The 18,584-nt window shown below is 71.6% G+C and carries 12 protein-coding genes and 1 pseudogene; 10 read left to right on the top strand and 3 right to left on the bottom strand.

Annotation, left to right across the window (positions count from 1 at the left end; genetic code table 11):
- Positions 1 to 11 precede the first annotated feature (11 nt).
- The 8 genes and pseudogenes from DEJ49_RS26860 to DEJ49_RS26895 form a co-directional block, all read left to right on the top strand.
- Positions 12 to 1,514, top strand: coding sequence for a gamma-aminobutyraldehyde dehydrogenase (locus DEJ49_RS26860; RefSeq protein ID WP_150186484.1), 1,503 nt, complete (start codon positions 12 to 14; stop codon positions 1,512 to 1,514).
- Between the two features lie 69 nt (positions 1,515 to 1,583).
- On the top strand, positions 1,584 to 2,834 hold the full coding sequence (locus DEJ49_RS26865) for a spermidine/putrescine ABC transporter substrate-binding protein (protein ID WP_150186485.1): 1,251 nt from the start codon (positions 1,584 to 1,586) through the stop codon (positions 2,832 to 2,834).
- Between the two features lie 121 nt (positions 2,835 to 2,955).
- Positions 2,956 to 4,125, top strand: coding sequence for an ABC transporter ATP-binding protein (locus DEJ49_RS26870; RefSeq protein ID WP_150186486.1), 1,170 nt, complete (start codon positions 2,956 to 2,958; stop codon positions 4,123 to 4,125).
- On the top strand, positions 4,122 to 5,057 hold the full coding sequence (locus DEJ49_RS26875) for an ABC transporter permease (protein ID WP_150186487.1): 936 nt from the start codon (positions 4,122 to 4,124) through the stop codon (positions 5,055 to 5,057). Before DEJ49_RS26870 ends, DEJ49_RS26875 begins: the two co-directional genes overlap by 4 nt.
- Positions 5,057 to 5,860, top strand: coding sequence for an ABC transporter permease (locus DEJ49_RS26880; protein WP_150186488.1), 804 nt, complete (start codon positions 5,057 to 5,059; stop codon positions 5,858 to 5,860). Before DEJ49_RS26875 ends, DEJ49_RS26880 begins: the two co-directional genes overlap by 1 nt.
- A gap of 29 nt (positions 5,861 to 5,889) precedes the next feature.
- Entirely contained in the window at positions 5,890 to 7,308 is a 1,419-nt protein-coding gene (locus tag DEJ49_RS26885; RefSeq protein WP_150186489.1) for an NAD(P)/FAD-dependent oxidoreductase, read from the top strand.
- A gap of 118 nt (positions 7,309 to 7,426) precedes the next feature.
- Positions 7,427 to 7,903, top strand: a complete 477-nt coding sequence (locus DEJ49_RS26890; RefSeq protein ID WP_150186490.1) for a hypothetical protein — start codon at positions 7,427 to 7,429, stop codon at positions 7,901 to 7,903.
- Between the two features lie 262 nt (positions 7,904 to 8,165).
- Positions 8,166 to 9,170: pseudogene (locus DEJ49_RS26895) on the top strand (chitinase); the annotation flags it as partial.
- On the opposite strand, the gene DEJ49_RS26900 reads toward DEJ49_RS26895, so the two are convergent.
- Both DEJ49_RS26900 and DEJ49_RS26905 read right to left on the bottom strand, forming a co-directional pair.
- Positions 9,124 to 9,855: a phosphatase PAP2 family protein gene (locus tag DEJ49_RS26900; RefSeq protein WP_317850470.1), complete on the bottom strand. Its 732-nt coding sequence runs from the start codon at positions 9,853 to 9,855 to the stop codon at positions 9,124 to 9,126. The pseudogene DEJ49_RS26895 and the gene DEJ49_RS26900 sit on opposite strands and share 47 nt — an antisense overlap.
- Positions 9,856 to 9,926: 71 nt before the next feature.
- Complete coding sequence (locus tag DEJ49_RS26905; RefSeq protein WP_150186492.1) at positions 9,927 to 13,112, bottom strand: amidohydrolase family protein; 3,186 nt, start codon at positions 13,110 to 13,112, stop codon at positions 9,927 to 9,929.
- 152 nt (positions 13,113 to 13,264) lie between these two features.
- Between DEJ49_RS26905 and DEJ49_RS26910 the strand changes: the two genes are divergently transcribed.
- Entirely contained in the window at positions 13,265 to 14,293 is a 1,029-nt protein-coding gene (locus DEJ49_RS26910) for an Lrp/AsnC family transcriptional regulator (protein WP_190329455.1), read from the top strand.
- 425 nt (positions 14,294 to 14,718) lie between these two features.
- Here the strand turns inward: DEJ49_RS26910 and gabT are convergent, their stop codons facing one another.
- Positions 14,719 to 16,053: a 4-aminobutyrate--2-oxoglutarate transaminase gene (gene gabT / locus DEJ49_RS26920; protein ID WP_150186494.1), complete on the bottom strand. Its 1,335-nt coding sequence runs from the start codon at positions 16,051 to 16,053 to the stop codon at positions 14,719 to 14,721.
- Between the two features lie 241 nt (positions 16,054 to 16,294).
- On the opposite strand from gabT, the gene DEJ49_RS26925 reads away from it, so the two are divergent.
- The gene (locus DEJ49_RS26925) at positions 16,295 to 18,469 is read left to right on the top strand and encodes an ATP-binding protein (protein ID WP_150186495.1); all 2,175 of its coding nucleotides are present in this window, start codon (positions 16,295 to 16,297) and stop codon (positions 18,467 to 18,469) included.
- Positions 18,470 to 18,584 lie beyond the last annotated feature (115 nt).

The raw sequence follows: 18,584 nt of genomic DNA on the forward strand, positions 1-18,584 counted from the left end.
AGGAGAGCGTCATGCACAACTTCCAGGCGCGGGACCACTTCGCGGACGGTGCGCAGTACATCGCCGGGCGGCTGACCAAGGGGACGTCCGGCGCCTCCCACGCGGTGATCGACCCCGCCACGGGCGACGAGGTCTACACGTACGAGCTCGCCGGGAGCGACGACGTCGACGCCGCCGTCGCCGCGGCCGCCGAGGCGTTCCCCGGCTGGGCGGGCGCCACCCCGGGCGAGCGTTCCGACGCCCTGCACCGGTTCGCGGGCGTCCTGGCGGAGCGTGCCGAGGACATCGCGCAGGCCGAGTCGCTGCAGTGCGGCAAGCCGATCAAGCTGAGCCGCGAGTTCGACGTCCCCGGGACCGTCGACAACGCCGCCTTCTTCGCGGGCGCGGCCCGGCATCTCCAGGGCCAGTCGGCCGGCGAGTACACCGGTGACCACACCTCGTACGTACGCCGCGAGCCCATCGGTGTCGTCGGGTCCATCGCCCCCTGGAACTACCCGCTCCAGATGGCCGCCTGGAAGGTCCTCCCGGCGATCGCCGCGGGCAACACCATCGTCCTCAAGCCCGCCGAGCTCACCCCCTTCACCTCCCTCCTCTTCGCGCAGGCGGCCACCGAGGCGGGCATCCCCGACGGTGTCGTCAACATCGTCACGGGCGCGGGCAAGGACGCCGGTGAACACCTCGTGGGTCACCCCGATGTCGCCATGACGTCCTTCACCGGGTCCACCGGCGTCGGCAAGCGCGTCGCCGAGATCGCCACCGCCACCGTCAAACGGCTCCACCTGGAGCTCGGCGGCAAGGCGCCCTTCGTCGTCTTCGACGACGCCGACCTGGACGCCGCCGTGCACGGCGCGGTCGCCGGCGCGCTCATCAACTCCGGGCAGGACTGCACGGCCGCCACGCGCGCGTACGTGCAGCGCCCGCTCTACGAGGCGTTCGTGCAGGGCGTCGCCGACCTCATGGAGAGCGTGCGGCTCGGCGACCCGTTCGACCCGAGCACCGACATGGGGCCGCTCATCTCGCACGCGCACCGCGACCGCGTCGCCGGGTTCGTCGACCGCGCCCGCTCCTACGCGCGCGTGGTGACCGGCGGCGAGGCGCTCCAGCACCCCGGCGCGTACTACAAGCCGACCCTGATCGCGGACGCCGCGCAGGACAGCGAGATCGTGCAGTCCGAGATCTTCGGGCCCGTCCTCGTCGTGCTGCCCTTCGACGCCGACGACGAGGGCATCCGGCTCGCCAACGACACCCCCTACGGCCTCGCCGCCTCCGCCTGGAGCCGCGACGTGTTCCGCGCCAACCGCGCGACCCGCGAGATCAAGGCGGGCTGCGTGTGGGTCAACGACCACATCCCGATCCTCAGCGAGATGCCGCACGGCGGCTACAAGGCATCCGGCTACGGAAAGGACATGTCCGCGTACTCCTTCGAGGAGTACACGCAGGTCAAGCACGTCATGTTCGACAACACGGCGGTCGTCCGCAAGGACTGGCACCGCACGATCTTCGGGGACCGGTAGTCACGCGGTCACGTCGTCACAGGCCGCGTGACCGGCGGCCGCCTCCCTCCCGAAAGGGCAACCACGCGCATGGAGCAGTACGAGCCCCACCGCCTTTCCCCGGCCCAACTGGCCGCCATGCACCGCAGCTACCGGAACGGCAGGGCCGCCCTGACCCGCCGTAGTGTGCTGCGCGCCTCCACGGGCGGCGCGCTCGCGATCGGCGGCCTCGGTGCGCTCAGTGCCTGCGGCATCCCCGCGGCGGGCAAGAGCCAGGGCGAGGTCTCCTCCGACGACCACTCGGCGGGGGAGAAGCGCATCAGCTTCTCCAACTGGACCGAGTACATGGACGTCGACGAGAAGGACGAGAACCGGCGGCCCACCCTGGACGCGTTCACGAAACGCACCGGGATCACGGTCAAGTACACCGAGGACATCAACGACAACGTCGAGTTCTTCGGCAAGGTCAAACCGCAGCTCGCCGCGGGCCAGGAGACCGGACGCGACCTCATCTGCGTCACCGACTGGCTGGCCGCCCGGCTCATCCGCTTCGGGTGGGTCCAGAAACTGGACCCGGCCAACCTGCCGCACGCGTACACCAATCTCTCCGCCCAGTTCCGTGATCCGGACTGGGACCCGGGCCGGTCGTACTCCTATCCCTGGACCGGCATCTCCACCGTCATCGCGTACAACAAGAAGGCGACCGGCGGTAAAGAGATCACCTCGGTGTCGCAGCTGCTCGACGACCCGAAGCTGAAGGGGCGCGTCGGGTTCCTCTCCGAGATGCGCGACACCGTCGGCATGACACTCATCGACATGGGCAAGGACCCCGCGGACTTCACCGACGACGACTTCGACGCGGCCATCGCCCGCCTCCAGAAGGCCGTCGACCGCAAGCAGATCCGGCGCTTCACCGGCAACGACTACACGTCCGACCTGGCCAAGGGCGACATCGCGGCCTGCCTCGGCTGGGCCGGCGACATCGTGCAGCTCCAGGCCGACAGCCCCGATGTCGCCTTCCACATCCCCGACCAGGGCTACATCACGTCCACGGACAACCTGCTCGTCCCGAACAAGGCGCGGCACAAGAAGAACGCCGAGCGGCTCATCGACTACTACTACGAGCCCGAGCCCGCGGCCCGCCTCGCCGCGTACATCAACTACGTCTGCCCGGTCGACGGGGTACGGGACGCCCTCGCGGAGCTCGACAAGGACGCCGCGTCGAATCCGCTGATCATCCCCGACAAGGAGATGAAGGAGAAGTCCCGGGCGTTCCGGTCGCTCACGCCGAAGGAAGAGACGGCGTACGAAGAGAAGTTCGCGAAGCTGTCCGGCGCGTGACGCTCCGGCGGACGAGGCCACTTTTTGCCTGCGGGTCCGCCGTGGCTGGTCGCGCAGTTCCCCGCGCCCCTAAAAGACACGGGACGCCTCCGCCCCCCTCTACTCCTTCCTGGACCACACCATGACCTCTGCTCAAGAACACGGCGGCGACGTCCGTCTCTCCGGGATCAGTAAGACGTACGGCTCGTTCACCGCCGTGCGGCCGCTCGACCTCACCGTGCCGCAGGGCTCCTTCTTCGCCCTGCTCGGGGCGTCCGGCTGCGGCAAGACCACCACGCTCCGCATGATCGCGGGCCTGGAGGAGCCCAGTTCGGGGACCGTGCACCTCGGCGACCAGGACGTCACGGCGCTGCCGCCGTACAAGCGGCCCGTGAACACCGTCTTCCAGTCGTACGCGCTCTTCCCGCACCTGGACATCTTCGAGAACGTCGCCTTCGGGCTGCGCCGGCGCGGCATCAAGTCCGTGAAGGGCCAGGTCGGCGAGATGCTCGACCTGGTGCAGCTCGGCGAGCACGCCCGAAAGAAGCCGCACCAGCTCTCCGGCGGCCAGCAGCAGCGCGTCGCCGTCGCCCGCGCCCTCATCAACCACCCCAAGGTGCTCCTCCTCGACGAGCCGCTCGGCGCCCTCGACCTGAAGCTGCGCCGCCAGATGCAGCTGGAGCTCAAGCGCATCCAGACCGAGGTCGGCATCACCTTCGTGCACGTCACGCACGACCAGGAGGAGGCCATGACCATGGCCGACACCGTGGCCGTGATGAACGGCGGCCGCGTCGAGCAGCTCGGCGCCCCCGCCGACCTGTACGAGAACCCGCGGACGACGTTCGTCGCCAACTTCCTCGGCACGTCGAACTTCATCGAGGCGGATGTCCAGGCGGGCGCCGCACGTAGCGGTGACGACATGGTCGTCAAGGCGGGCGACTGCAAGCTGACGCTGCCCGTCGCGCGATGTAGCGGCCCCACCGCCACGGGCGGCAAGGTCATCGTCGGCGTGCGCCCCGAGAAGATCTCCCTCAGCCACGCGGACGACGCCGGACGGATCCCCGAGGGCCGCAACCGCATCACCGGACGCATCGCCGACAGCAGCTTCATCGGCGTATCGACGCAGTACGTCGTCCGCAGCCCCGTCTGCCCGTCCTTCGAGGTGTACGCGCAGAACATCGAGCGCGACACCCGCCTCGTCCCCGGCGCCGAGGTCGTCCTGCACTGGAACCCGGCCCACACCTTCGCCCTCGATGCCTCCCAGGACGTCGACGCGGGCGTCGAGAAGGTCGAGGAGGACGCCTCCGCATGACGACCGTGACCGACGCACCACCACCGACGGCGCCCGCTCCCGAGGAGCCACCCGCACGCAAGCCGCGCAAGCGAGGGCGGCTCGTTCCCTACTGGCTACTGCTCCCCGGCATCCTCTGGCTGATCGTCTTCTTCGCCCTGCCGCTCGTCTACCAGGCGTCGACGTCCGTGCAGACCGGCTCCCTCGAAGAGGGCTTCAAGGTCACCTGGCACTTCGCCACGTACTGGGACGCGCTCACCGACTACTGGCCGCAGTTCCTGCGCTCGGTGCTCTACGCGGGCGCCGCCACGGTCCTGTGCCTGCTGCTCGGCTACCCGCTCGCCTACCTCATCGCGTTCCGCGCGGGCCGCTGGCGCAACGTCATCCTCGTCCTGGTCATCGCGCCGTTCTTCACCAGCTTCCTCATCCGTACGCTGGCGTGGAAGACGATCCTCGCCGACGGCGGCCCGGTGGTGGGCGCCCTCAACTCCCTGCACGTCCTCGACGTCACCAGCTGGCTCGGCGTCACGGCGGGCGACCGGGTCCTCGCCACACCGCTCGCGGTGATCTGCGGACTCACGTACAACTTCCTGCCGTTCATGATCCTGCCGCTCTACACCTCGCTGGAGCGCATCGACGGCCGGCTGCACGAGGCCGCGGGCGACCTCTACGCCAAACCGTCCACCACGTTCCGCAAGGTGACCTTCCCGCTCTCCATGCCGGGCGTCGTCTCCGGGACGCTGCTCACCTTCATCCCCGCGGCCGGTGACTACGTCAACGCCGACCTGCTCGGATCCACCGACACCCGTATGGTCGGCAACGTCATCCAGACGCAGTTCCTGCGCATCCTGGACTACCCGACGGCCGCCGCTCTCTCCTTCATCCTCATGGCCGCCATCCTCTTCATGGTGACCTTCTACATCCGCAAGTCGGGGACGGAGGATCTCGTCTGATGGCCGCCCTCTTCCGCTGGCTCCGGCGCAATGTCGTCGTCATCGCGGGCCTGCTGACGCTCGCCTATCTGCTGCTCCCGAACGTCGTCGTCACGGTCTTCTCCTTCAACAAACCGAAGGGCCGCTTCAATTACTCCTGGCAGGAATTCTCGCTCGACGCGTGGAAGGATCCGTGCGGCGTCGCCGACATGTGCGGGTCCCTCTCGCTGAGCCTGCAGATCGCCACCTGGGCGACGATCGGCGCGACCGTGCTCGGCACGATGATCGCCTTCGCCCTCGTGCGCTACCGGTTCCGGGCGCGCGGCGCCATCAACTCGCTGATCTTCCTGCCGATGGCCATGCCCGAGGTCGTCATGGCCGCCTCGCTGCTCACGCTCTTCCTGAACATGGGCGCGCAGCTCGGCTTCTGGACCGTCCTCATCGCCCACATCATGTTCTGTCTCAGCTTCGTGGTGACCGCCGTCAAGGCGCGCGTCATGTCGATGGACCCACGCCTGGAACAGGCCGCCCAGGACCTCTACGCCGGTCCCGTGCAGACGTTCCTGCGGGTGACGCTGCCGATCGCCGCACCCGGCATCGCGGCGGGCGCGCTGCTCGCCTTCGCGCTCTCCTTCGACGATTTCATCATCACGAATTTCAACGCGGGCTCGACTGTGACCTTCCCCATGTTCGTATGGGGATCCGCGCAGCGGGGCACGCCCGTTCAGATCAATGTGATCGGTACGGCGATGTTCCTCGTCGCCGTCCTGCTCGTACTCTCCGGAATGCTCATCGGCAAACGCCGCAACAAGCAGTCCCGGTAATCCAAGCAATTGATGAAGGAGTGGAAATCATGGCCCCTGGTGCCATGACCCGTTTCACCGAATCCCTCTCCGACGCCAAGCCGGTGTCGTTCTGGCTCGACGACCCCGGCAGGCCCGCCCCCGAGCCCGCCCTCACCGGCGACGAGCGGTGCGACCTGCTCGTCGTCGGCGGCGGGTACAGCGGCCTGTGGACCGCGCTCATCGCCAAGGAGCGCGACCCGCGCCGCGACGTCGTCCTCGTCGAGGGCCGTGAGGCCGGCTGGGCCGCGTCCGGCCGCAACGGCGGATTCTGCGCCGCCTCCCTCACCCACGGCATCGCCAACGGCCTCTCCCGCTGGCCGGACGAGATCGCGAAGCTGGAGGAGCTCGGCGCGCGCAACCTCGACGAGATCGAGGCGGCCGTCAAGCGGTACACCATCGACTGCGACTTCGAGCGCACCGGCGAGATCGACGTCGCCACCGCACCGCACCAGATGGCCGAACTCCGCGAGATGTACGAGGAGATGGCGGAGCACGGCCTCGCCGAGGGCTCCGAGCTCCTGGACGCGGACGCGCTGCGCGAGCACGTCGACTCGCCTACCTTCCTCGGCGGCCTCTGGGACCGCGAGGGCGTCGCCATGCTGCACCCGGCGAAGCTGGCGTGGGGCCTGAAGCGGGCCTGCCTGGAGAAGGGCGTACGCGTCTACGAACACACGCCCGCGCTCGAACTGGCGTCCTCCGGCGCCGGCATGGCGATCCGCACGCCCTACGGCAGGGTCTTCGCCCGCCACGTCGCCCTTGCCACGAACATCTTCCCCTCGCTGGTCAAGCGCCTGCGCCCGTACACCGTGCCGGTCTACGACTACGCGCTGATGACCGAGCCGCTGACCGACGAACAACTGGCGGCGATCGGCTGGAAGAACCGCCAGGGCCTCGGCGACAGCGCCAATCAGTTCCACTACTTCCGGCTCTCCGCCGACAACCGCATCCTGTGGGGCGGCTACGACGCGATCTACCCGTTCGGCGGGAAGGTGCGCGCCGAGTACGACGACAGGCCCGAGACGTACGCGAAGCTCGCCGGGCACTTCTTCACGTGCTTCCCGCAGCTGGAAGGGGTCCGTTTCACGCACGCGTGGGGCGGCGCGATCGACACGTGCTCGCGGTTCTCGGCGTTCTTCGGCACGGCCCACAAGGGGCGCGTCGCGTACGCGGCGGGCTACACGGGCCTCGGTGTCGGGGCCTCCCGGTTCGGCGCCGACGTCATGCTCGACCTCCTGGCGGGCGAGCGGACGGAGCGCACGGAGCTGGAGATGGTGCGGACGAAACCGCTGCCGTTCCCGCCCGAGCCGTTCGCGTGGACCGGTGTCGCGCTGACCAAGTGGTCGCTGGCCCGCGCCGACGCCAACGGCGGCAGGCGGAACCTGTGGCTGAAGACGATGGACAAGCTGGGGCTCGGCTTCGACAGCTGAGGCGCACGGCGCGGTCGTCACTGCTTCGATTCGTCGCCGAAACCCGCGTAATGCTCCGGCCCGCGGCCTCTCTCCCCTGTGACGCGCATGTTGCCGCACAGGGAAGGAAGGTTCTGTCATGACTGGCTCGGGTGACTCGGGGGCGAGGACGGCGATCGAATGGCTGGTGTCGGTGGCGCCGGATCCGGACGCCTGCCGCTGGGAGTGGGAGCGCAGCCCCCTGGGGGTCGCGCTCCTGCCGGCGGGCCGGCGCTGGGACGTGCTGATCCTGCCCGGCGAACTCGGCTATCCCACACTGGACGTGCTGGGCCGCTGCGTCGACCGCCCCGGCCCCGTGCTGGCCGACTTCGGCGACGAACGCATGGGGTTCTTCGTGCCGCCGGGCACGGTCTCGCGCTGGCTCGGCACGGGGGTGCGCGGCGCGGGCCGCGGCACCTGGGTCGTCGTGCCCTATCCGGGCCGGGCCGCGGGCGGCGTCCGCTGGCTGGTCCCGCCGGACGGCTCGGGGACGCTGACGGATCCGGGAGTCCTCGAACTCGCGATGCACGAGGCGGCCGCGCGCCTCGCGGGCGACGGCCACGACGGTGGGACGTGAGCTGCCGGAAACCTTGACAACTCGATTGGTCTGGACCAAGTTATGCGCGACCCGCCCTCCAAACCCCCCATGCCCGGAGGCAGTTGTGGATCGCTCTTCGTTGCCCCGAACAAGCCCCGCCGGCCGCATGAGACGCGCCGCCGTGGTCGCCGTCGCCGCCTGCGCGCTCGCCGCGTCCGGCCTGCTCTCCACCCGCGCGACGGCGGCCCCCGAACCCCGGGCCGCCGAGCCCCGGGCCGCGGGACCGGCCGCGCCCGCCGACCACGCCCTCGTCGGCTATCTGCACACCAGTTTCGCCAACGGCTCCGGCTACACCCGGCTCGCCGACACCCCCGACAGCTGGGACATCATCGACCTCGCCTTCGGCGAACCCACCTCCGCCACCTCGGGCGACATCCGCTTCGGCCTCTGTCCCAAGTCGGAGTGCCCGAACGTCGAGACGAAGGACGAGTTCAAGGCCGCGATCAAGGCCAAGCAGGCGGCGGGCAAGAAGGTCCTGATCTCCATCGGCGGCCAGAACGGCCAGGTCCAGCTCAAGACGGCGCAGGCCCGCGACACCTTCGTCGCCTCGGTCTCGAAGATCATCGACGAGTACGGGCTCGACGGCCTGGACATCGACTTCGAGGGCCACTCGCTCTCGCTCAACGCCGACGACACCGACTTCAAGAACCCGAAGACCCCGGTGATCGTCAACCTCATCTCGGCGGTGAAGACCCTCAAGGCCAAGTACGGCGCGGGCTTCACGCTCACCATGGCGCCCGAGACGTTCTTCGTGCAGCTCGGATACCAGTTCTACGGAACGGGGAAGTGGGGCGGCCAGGACCCGCGCGCGGGCGCGTACCTGCCGGTCATCCACGCCCTGCGCGACGACCTCACTTTGCTGCACGTCCAGGACTACAACTCGGGGCCGATCATGGGCCTCGACAACCAGTACCACTTCATGGGCGGCGCGGACTTCCACATCGCGATGACCGACATGCTGCTCACCGGCTTCCCCGTGGCGGGCGACAAGAACAACGTCTTCCCGCCGCTGCCGCCCCGGAAGGTCGCCATCGGCATGCCCGCCTCCGTCAACGCGGGCAACGGCCACGTGTCCACGGGCGAGGTCAACAAGGCCCTGGACTGCCTCACCAAGGGCAGCAACTGCGGCTCGTACAAGACCCACGGAACCTGGCCCGACCTGCGCGGCCTGATGACGTGGTCGATCAACTGGGACCGCTTCAACAACCGGGAGTTCTCGCAGAACTTCGACCGGTACTTCGGCTGACCGGCGCCGCCTTCCGGCTGACCACCAGCACCACCGCCTGCAGCAGCACCGCGGCCAGGCACCAGCTCGCCACCACGTCCAGCGGCCAGTGGTAGCCCCGCCGCACCAGACCGAACCCCACCGCCACGTTCAACAGGCAGCACCCGATGACCAGTTCGCGGCGGCCGTACGCGCCACGGAGCAGCGGCAGCAGGAGCAGGGCCGCCGCTCCGTAGGCGACGGCGGCCGTCGCCGCGTGGCCGGAGGGGTAGAAGCCGCCGTCACCCGCCGTGCCGGGCGGTCCTGCACGGTCGATCACCGCCTTGAGCGGGGCGACCAGCACGGGCACCGCCGCCATCGCGACCAGCGCGGCGACCGCGGGCAGCCACCACCGGAACGCACCGCCGCGCCGCGCGTGCCATGCGGTGTACGCGGACACGGCCACAAGGAACGGCACGGCCACCGTGGCGTTGCCGAGGTCGGCGAGGAACTCGGCGGCACCGTCCGGCAGCCGGCTCCCGGTGAGGGCGCGCCCCGCGCGCTCGTCGGCGCGGCGCAGCGGGCCTTCGGCGACGACCTGCCAGGTCAGCAGCGCGAAGAGGAGGACGCTCAGGGACATCGGCAGGAGCGGCCGCCGCGGCATGGGCGGCCGCTCCATCGGCGCGGCGGGCACGCCCCGGGAACCCGGAGCCTGGGGTGCGGACATGTGCCCCAGCCTGTCATCCCTGTCGTTCCCTCGGCCCGCCAGGAGGGATCACCGGCGCGTGCCGGACGGCCTCAGTGCTCGTGGTCGCAGCACTTGTTCCGCAGCTGCTTGCCCGTCCGGGCCCACTGCTTGCGCTCCTTCGACGTCACCTTCACCGCGGGCACCGCCGACACCAGGTCGCTCACCTCGTACGGGATGCCGCCGCGCATCACCGACACCGTGCGCACCAGCGAGTCGAAGTCGGTGAACGGGTCGCCGTCGATCACCGCCAGGTCGGCGAGCTTGCCCACCTCCAGCGTGCCGAGGTCACGGTCGAGGCCGAAGATCCGCGCGGGCGCGGACGTCGCCGTGCGGAGCGCCTCGGAGACCGAGTAGCCGCCGCGCCGCAGCGCGCGCAGGCCGAGGTGGACGCCCAGGCCGGTCGGGATGCCCGGCGAGTCCGTGCCGAGGGCGATCAATCCGCCGCCCGTCGTGATCCTGCGATAGATGTCGACCTCCCGCGCCATCGTGGCCAGCTGTGCCTCCGTGGGTGCCTGCGCGGCCAGGCTCTGCACCTGGGCCGTCTCCCACGGCGGCATCAGGCGGGTGACCCGCTCGTCGTCGGCGAGGCTCGGCGCCGCGCCGATCAGGGGAGACGCCGAGAACGGCGTCGCGACGAGGTGGAAGTCGCCGGTGGCGGTGTAGATCTCCGTCACGTCCTGGTACGCGAGCTCGCCCGCGGACGTCGCGTGGCCGAACTCGGCGCGCTGGGTGGCCTGGAGGTGCGTCGTCAGGTCCTGGCCGAGCTGGATGCCGGGGGAGAGGTTGTGGCTGCCGGTGCGCACGCCCATCTCCTCGTGCGCGAAGCGCGCGGCCTCCTCCATCACCCAGCCGGGGGCCCGGACGTAGGTCTTGACGAAGTCCCAGTCCAGGGCCTTGCCCCGGGAGAGGGTCAGGCGCAGGCCCTCGCGGGTCGCGTGGACACGGTTGTCCCAGGCGACGCGCGATCCGTCGAGGACCTCGCTCGCCGTGACGAGCCGGGGGCCGGTCAGCTCCCCGGAGGCGGTGGCCTCGCGCAGCCTCGCCCCCTCGTAACCGGAACCGCCCATCGACATGGCGCTGGTGACGCCGTACGAGAGGAAGAGGGCGGACTGCCGGCCGCCGTAGACGGCGGGCTGCGGATGCATGTGCGTGTCCCACAGGCCGGGGATCACGGTCCGCGCGGAGGCGTCGACGCGGCGGCCCGCCGCGCGCCCGGCACGGTGCGGCGCGACGTCCGTGACGCGGCCGCCCCGGATGGTCACGTCGACGTCCTCGCGGACGCTGTCGTCGCCCCCGGAGCCGTCCCAGAAGCGGCCCGCGTGCAGGACGGTGTCCTCGGGCGCGGGGCGGCGTGTGGTGAGCGGCAGCTTGACCGTACGGACGCTGCCGTCGGCCACGGTGAGGAGCCGGAGCCGCCCGGCGGAGAGGTACAGGACGTGGCTGCTGTCGCCCGACCAGGTGGGGTGGTCGGCGGCCTCCGCGGGGAAGACGCGGGGCTTGCCGTCCGGGGTGCCGTCGGCGTCCACGGGCAGCAGCCACAGCGCGGACTCGACGACCGCGGCCATGTGGCGGCCGTCGGGGGACCAGACGGGTCCGTTGCTGTTGCGGTCGGAGATGGAGGTGTGCGGCGCCACGGCGTGGGTCCGCGCGGACCCGTCGGCCGTGTCGATCACGCGGATGAGGTTGTAGCCCTCGCGGAAGCGCTGGTTGACGCGGTTGCGGAAGCTGACGGCGACATGGCGGCCGTCGGGGGACCAGCTGGGCCTGCCGGACAGCTCCCCGCCGGGCGGGCTGGTCGCGAGGACCTTCTCCTGGCCGGTCCGCAGGTCCTTCACCAGCAGGTTCGTCACGAGGTCGAAGCAGGCGAGACGGTGGCCGTCGGGGGAGAGCGCCGCCTGGATGCGCCCGCCGGACGCGAGGACGGTCTCCTCGCCGGTGTCCAGGTCACGTCTGCGGATCGCGGGCATGCCGTCGCGGTCGTCGGAGAAGAGCAGCGCCTTGCCGTCGGGCGTCCACGCGGCCGCGTAGAGGTACCCGGTGGCCTTGGCCCGCGTCACCCGGCGCGGCGCCCTGCCGCCCGAGACCTCGCCCACCCAGAGGGAGTTGAGGGCGGTGAAGGCGACCCGCTTGCCGTCGGGCGACAGCACGGGCAGGTCGTAGGCGCGCACGGGACGGCTCGCGGTGTCGGACAGGTCGAACGTCTTGAGCTCGTACTCCGGTCGGTCGACGGGCAGCGGCGCGGTGAAGGGGATGTCCTTGCGCGTGCCGGGATCGTCGGCGCGTACGACGGTGAAGTGGCCGTCGACCGTGAGGAGCAGCTCCTTGGCGGAGATCCAGCGGGGCGGCGCGGGCTCCACGTCGCCGCCGACCGCGACCGCTTTGCCGTCCACGACGAGGGCGCAGGAGGCGTTCGGCGCCGCGGTCGTGCGCAGGTACGCCAGGGTGCCGGTCGAGGAGACGGCGGGCACGAAGATCTGGGCGGTGGTCGGGTCGGTGTGCTCCACGGTCACCGCGCCGCTGCCGTCGGCGGCCACGGAGGCGATCGTGCGGGCGTCCAGGGCGCCCGACTTCACCGCGGCGCGGACGAACAGCACCCGCTTGCCGTCCGGCGACCAGACGGGGTCGAAGTCCTCCCAGGCGCCGTCCTGCACGGGACCGGACTGGCCGGGCTTCCCGGTGAGCCGGGTCAGCTCACCGCTCGCGAGGTCGAGGACCCAGATGCGGTAGGGCGCGCCCGAGACGGGGTCGCCGCCCCGCTCGGAGGCGAACGCGATCCGCTTGCCGTCGGGCGACCAGGCGGGGCCGCGGTCGTCCCACGGGCCCTCGGTGCGCTGGGTGAGCTCGGAGCCGTCCGGCTTCAGCGTCCAGATGTGGAAGTTGCCCGTACGGAACGCGCAGACGGCGATCAGCCGGCCGTCGGCGGTGTGCACCGGACGCGTCGGCTCCAGGTCCGCGGGGGTGAGCGGCACGGCGTCGCCGCCCGTGCGCGGCAGGGACCACAGCACGCCCTGCACCTCGGCGACGAGCCGGTCGCCCGCGAGGGACGCGGCGCCGTTGGTGGTGGCGGTGAAGCGCAGCCGGGTCGCCGCGGCGGCTTCCGCGGCACCCCCGGCCCCGGCGGGGCGGGTGGCGGCGTGGGCGCTGCCGAGGCCGGCGAAGGCACCCGTCGTGGCAGCGGCACCGACGGCCGTCGTCGTCTGCAGGAAACGGCGGCGCGATATGTAGGGGATGCTCAACTTTTCTCCCGCGTAGGCCTGTTGGTGCACTGACGGTGACCGGAAAGGACGCTTCGCGATCTTCACGCAGCGGGCGGGCGGCGAGGAGTGCTGCGCAGGATCACGGCAAAAACGACATGACCCGCGCAGGAAGGCGCGTTATACAGGGAGGCGTGAGAACCCATTCGCCGACCGGCGGCGCAGCCGAGCCGCTCGCGGCGGAGCCGGACCTCGACCGACTGGACCTGCGCATCGTCGGCGCCCTGCAGATCGAGCCGCGGGCCTCGTGGGCGAAGATCGGCACCGTGCTCGGCGTGGACGCCGTGACCGTCGCGCGCCGCTGGAACCGGCTGCGGGCGGCGGGCCTCGCCTGGGTGACGGCGTACGAACCGGGGCCCGCGCAGGGACGCCTCGCGGTCGTCGAGGTGGAGTGCGCGGGCAACCCGCTGGAGGTCGCCGACACGCTCGTCGGCGACCAGGAGTGCCAGACGCTCGACATCGCGTCCGGCGGGCGCGACCTGCTCGTCGGGGTCTGCGCGCACGACGAGGTGGCACTCGCCGACTACCTCCTGAAGCGCCTCGGCACCGGACCGCAGATCCGGGCCGTGCGCACCCAGCTCGTCACGTCCTTCGTGCGGGAGGCGGGCGACTGGCGGCTCGGGGAACTGCCCGCGGACCTGGCGGCCCGGTTCACGGAACACGGCGCGCGCGAACCGGGCGCCCCCGTGGCCCTGACCGGCCTGGAGCGCGCGGTCCTCGATGTCCTGCGCGAGGACGGGCGGATGCCCGCCACCGCGATCGCGGCCCGCACGGACGTCCCCGTGCGCCGGGCACGCGATGTCGTGCAACGCCTGTTCCTGCACCGCCGGGTGGCGCTGTGGACGGACGTCGCCCGCGCGAGGTGCGGGCGGTCCGTGCAGGCCTGGTTCTTCCTCCAGGTCCCGGCCCGGCGCCTCGCGGGGGTCGCGGCCCGCCTCGCCCGCCTGGACGAGGCGCGCCTGGTGGTCACCACGGTGGGCACGTACAACCTGGCGGTCTGCGTCTGGATGCGCGAACTCGCCGATGTCACGCGGCTGGAGGCGCAGATCGAGGACGGCCTGGAGGGCGTACGGATCGCGGACCGCTGCATCACGCTGCGGACGGTGAAGCGGGCGGGCAACCTGCTGGACGCACAGGGCCGAAGAACGGGCCGCACGAGCTGAGAGCCCGCGGCGGCCCCGGACATGCCGAAGGGCCGACGCAAGGGGGGGAGTGCGCCGGCCCTTTGGTGGCCGACCGGCCCGGACTGTCCGAGGGGACCTGCTCACGCGGGTCCGTCGGGGGAGTCTCCGAAGCGGTCTTCCGGATCGGGGGGCCGCGCGCCCCGGGGGGTGTGGGGCGGGCGGCCGTCCGATCGGTGAGGAGTTCCGGAGCCCGAAGCTCCGGGTGTGTGCGCTGGGCACTACCAGGGCGGGGCTGGGGAGGCTCCGCCGTGGCGCCGCCCACAGTCCCCTGTGAGCGGGTGTTTCTCTCATCTGCAGAAACCGTACGGCAGCGGATGGCGGGCCGACAGCCGGAACGGCAACCCGTCATGGGGCCCGCACACCTTCTTCACACGCCCCGACGGTCACCCCGGTCGCGGGGCCGCTCAGACGCGGGCGAACGCGCCCTCGATGATGTCCAGACCCTCGTTCAGCAGGTCGTCGCCGATGACCAGCGGCGGCAGGAAGCGCAGGACGTTGCCGTACGTGCCGCAGGTCAGCACGAGCAGGCCCTCCGCGTGGCAGGCCTTGGCCAGCGCGGCGGTCGCCTCCGGGTTCGGCTCCTTGGTCGTACGGTCCTTGACCAGCTCGATGGCGATCATCGCGCCGCGGCCGCGGACGTCGCCGATGATGTCGAACTTCTCGGCCATGGCGGAGAGCCGGGCCTTCATCGTCGACTCGATCGCCTTCGCCTTGGCGTTGAGGTCGAGCTCCTTCATGGTCTCGATGGCGCCGAGGGCACCGGCGCAGGCCACCGGGTTGCCGCCGTAGGTGCCGCCGAGGCCGCCCGCGTGCGGGGCGTCCATGATCTCGGCGCGGCCCGTCACGGCGGCGAGCGGCAGACCGCCCGCGATGCCCTTGGCCGTGGTGATGAGGTCCGGGACGATGCCCTCGTCCTCACAGGCGAACCACTGGCCGGTGCGGCAGAAGCCGGACTGGATCTCGTCGGCCACGAAGACGATGCCGTTGTCGTTGGCGAACCGCACGATCTCCGGCAGGAAGCCCTTGGCAGGCTCGATGAAGCCGCCCTCGCCGAGGACCGGCTCGATGATGATCGCGGCGACGTTCTCGGCGCCGACCTGCTTGTTGATCATGTCGATGGCCTGCTTGGCGGCCTCGGGACCGGCGTTCTCGGCACCCGTCGGCCAGCGGTAGCCGTACGCCACCGGGACGCGGTAGACCTCGGGGGCGAACGGGCCGAAGCCGTGCTTGTACGGCATGTTCTTGGCGGTCAGCGCCATCGTCAGGTTGGTGCGGCCGTGGTAGCCGTGGTCGAAGACGACGACGGCCTGGCGCTTGGTGTACGCACGGGCGATCTTGACGGCGTTCTCGACGGCCTCGGCACCGGAGTTGAACAGCGCCGACTTCTTCGCGTGGTCACCCGGCGTGAGCTCGGCGAGGGCCTCGGCGACGGCGACGTAGCCCTCGTACGGCGTGACCATGAAACAGGTGTGGGTGAAGTCCTGGAGCTGGGCGGAGGCCCGGCGCACGACGGCCTCGGCGGAGGCGCCGACGGACGTCACGGCGATACCGGAACCGAAGTCGATCAGACGGTTGCCGTCGACGTCCTCGATGATGCCGCCGCCCGCGCGCGCGGTGAAGACGGGCAGCACGGAGCCCACGCCACCGGCGACCACGGCGGTACGGCGGGCCTGCAGCTCCTGCGACTTCGGACCGGGGATGGCGGTGACGACGCGGCGCTCCTGCGGAAGGGCAGTCATGAGGGGCTCCTGTTGCTGACGGGGGTGGGGCGACGTTACGGACGCTCTCCTGCTTTCTTCGCAGGTTAGGGGCGGCACCAGGGGGTGGGCATGCTCCATGGGGGAGTCGTTCGGCGTGGCGGTTGTCCGTGGTGGACATAGCGGAGCGCTGATCGCCGGGCGCGTATCCGGTGAGCTCGCCCCGCGGGGGCACTAGATTGACCCGCGAAACAGGAGAGCGGCAGGCCAGGGGGCAAGAATCGTGGATTCCGACGGCACGCAGGACGCGCAGGGCACGCATGCCACGCCGGTGCCGCGCCCGGCGTCGCCACCGCACGGGGCCGTACCGCCCGCGCCCGCACAGCGGTCGCAGGGCGCGCCGGGTCCGGCGGCCGGTCCGCCGCCCCGGCCCGCGCAGGCCCCCGGCGCCCCGCCGCTGCCCGACGGGGCCGCCTTCCTCGCCTGGCTGCGCGCGCCGCGCCCCGCCGCCCTGCCCGGCATCTGGCGGTTCGCGCACCGGCCGCGGCCCGCCCAGGAGCCCGACACCGTGCCGACCCGGCAGCTGTTGAGCGGCGCCCTGATCTCGTTCCTGGTCGGCTGGCTGCTCTGGTCGCTGCTGTGGAACGGGTATTTGGGCGGCTGGTGGGTCCTGCCGATCGAGCTGTTCCTGCCCGACGCCTGGCTCTACACCGGCGACAAGGTCGGCAACGCCGTCGTCTGGTACGGCTACTACACCCTCATCGCGTTCGCCATCATGATCGGCGTCGGCAGGCTCGGCCGCTGGGGCGAGGTCTGGCGCCGCTTCGTCGCCCCCCGCCTGCGCCGCCCCGACGCGCCTCCGCCGCCGCCCGCCCCCGAGGACGACCCCGCCCGCTGGCCGCAGCTGCGGGCCGCGGGCGCGGAGGCCGCCGCCGACCGGCTCGCCGCCGACGCGCGGGCCGGTCTGATGCGGGACGTGGACCACGCGCGGATCGCGCGGGCCTGGCGGTCCGTGCGCACCGGCCACAGCCCGCTGCACGTCTTCACCGACGCCGTCGTGCGCGACGGCGCCCGCGCCTGCCCGCACCCCTCGGGGGACAGGGACCTGCCCGCGCGGGCCGCCCGGCACGACCTCGCCACCGCACAGGTGCGGATCGGCACGACCGCCGACGACCCCCGCAACCCCTACGCCTACCGCGACACAGGGCTCGCGCTCGGGCCCGAGCTGCTCGGCACCTCCCTGCTCGCCGTCGGCCCCGGCGGCTCCGGCAAGACCGGCCGCGTGGTGTGGCCGATCGCCGAATCGTTGTGCCTGGGCGCACTCGCCGGGCGGGCCGCCGTGGTGGTCGTCGGGGCGGCCGGCGCCGGACTGGGACCGGCCGAGGACTACGACGTGATCGTCCGGATCGGGCAGCCCGACTCCGTGTACGACCTCGACCTGTACGGCGGCACCAACGACCCCGACGAGGCCGCGGCCGTCCTCGCCGAAGCCCTCGTCGGCGACCTCGTCGACCCGCACCCCAGCGGTGACAGCCGCCGCTCCACGACCTGCCTCGCCCAGCTCCTCGGCCCCTTCCTCGCCGTCCACCGGCGCTTCCCCTCGGTGCCCGAACTGCGCGCCCTGCTCGACGGGTCGCCCGGCCCGCTCGGCGCCCTGCGCAAGGCGCTCCAGTCGGCGGGGCACGACGCGATGATCAGGGAACTCGACGCCCGCGAACGCCAGTTGGGGCATCCCGGCGACCCGGGCGCGGTCCTCGCCGACCGCATCGCGCTCCTGGACCGCCCCGCCTTCGCGCCGTTCTTCGACACCTCGGGCCGCAGCACCCCCTTCTCGCTGCGCGCCCTCGACCACCCCGTACGGGTCCGCATCGACCTCCCCGAGCGCGGACACGCCGACGCCTCGCGGATCCTGGCCCGCCTCGTCCTGGCCCAGTTCACGGCCGTCGCCGCCGGACGCGAGGACCGCTCCCTCTTCGCCTGCCTCGTCCTGGACGACGCGTCGGGCACGATCACCCCGGAATCCGTACGCCGGGTCCAGCGGCTGCGGTCCGCCAACGCGGGCGTCGTCATGACCTTGCGTACGCTCGACGACGTACCCCGTCCGCTGCGCACACCGCTGCTCGGCGCGATCGGCTGCCGCATGGCGCTCTCCGGGCTCACGCCGTGGGACGGCCAGGACTTCGCGGAGGTCTGGGGCAAGGAGTGGACAGAGGCCCGCGATGTGACCGACCGGCAGATCATCGCCGAGACCCCGCTGGGCAAAACCGTGCACATGCTGCGCCGCGTCATCACCGGCAACGCGCCGACGGCCCGCGCCGTCACCGTCCGTCAGGTCGAGCGTGAGCGCTGGTCCGCTTCCGAGCTGGCGCACGGGGTGCCGCCGGGGCACGCAGTGCTGTCCCTGACGGACGTACGCGGGGAGCACGCGCCCCCGCTCCTGGTGGACCTGCGCTCCTGAAGCGGCGCGGGCCCCGGCCTGAAGCGGCGTGGACGGGGCACCCGGAAAGTCCGGCGCGGAGAACGCGCCGGATCACCCCCATCCGGATCACCCGTACGGGGAGTTCGGTCTCTGC

It is taken from the genome of Streptomyces venezuelae (assembly GCF_008642335.1).
GTDB lineage: Bacteria > Actinomycetota > Actinomycetes > Streptomycetales > Streptomycetaceae > Streptomyces > Streptomyces venezuelae_F.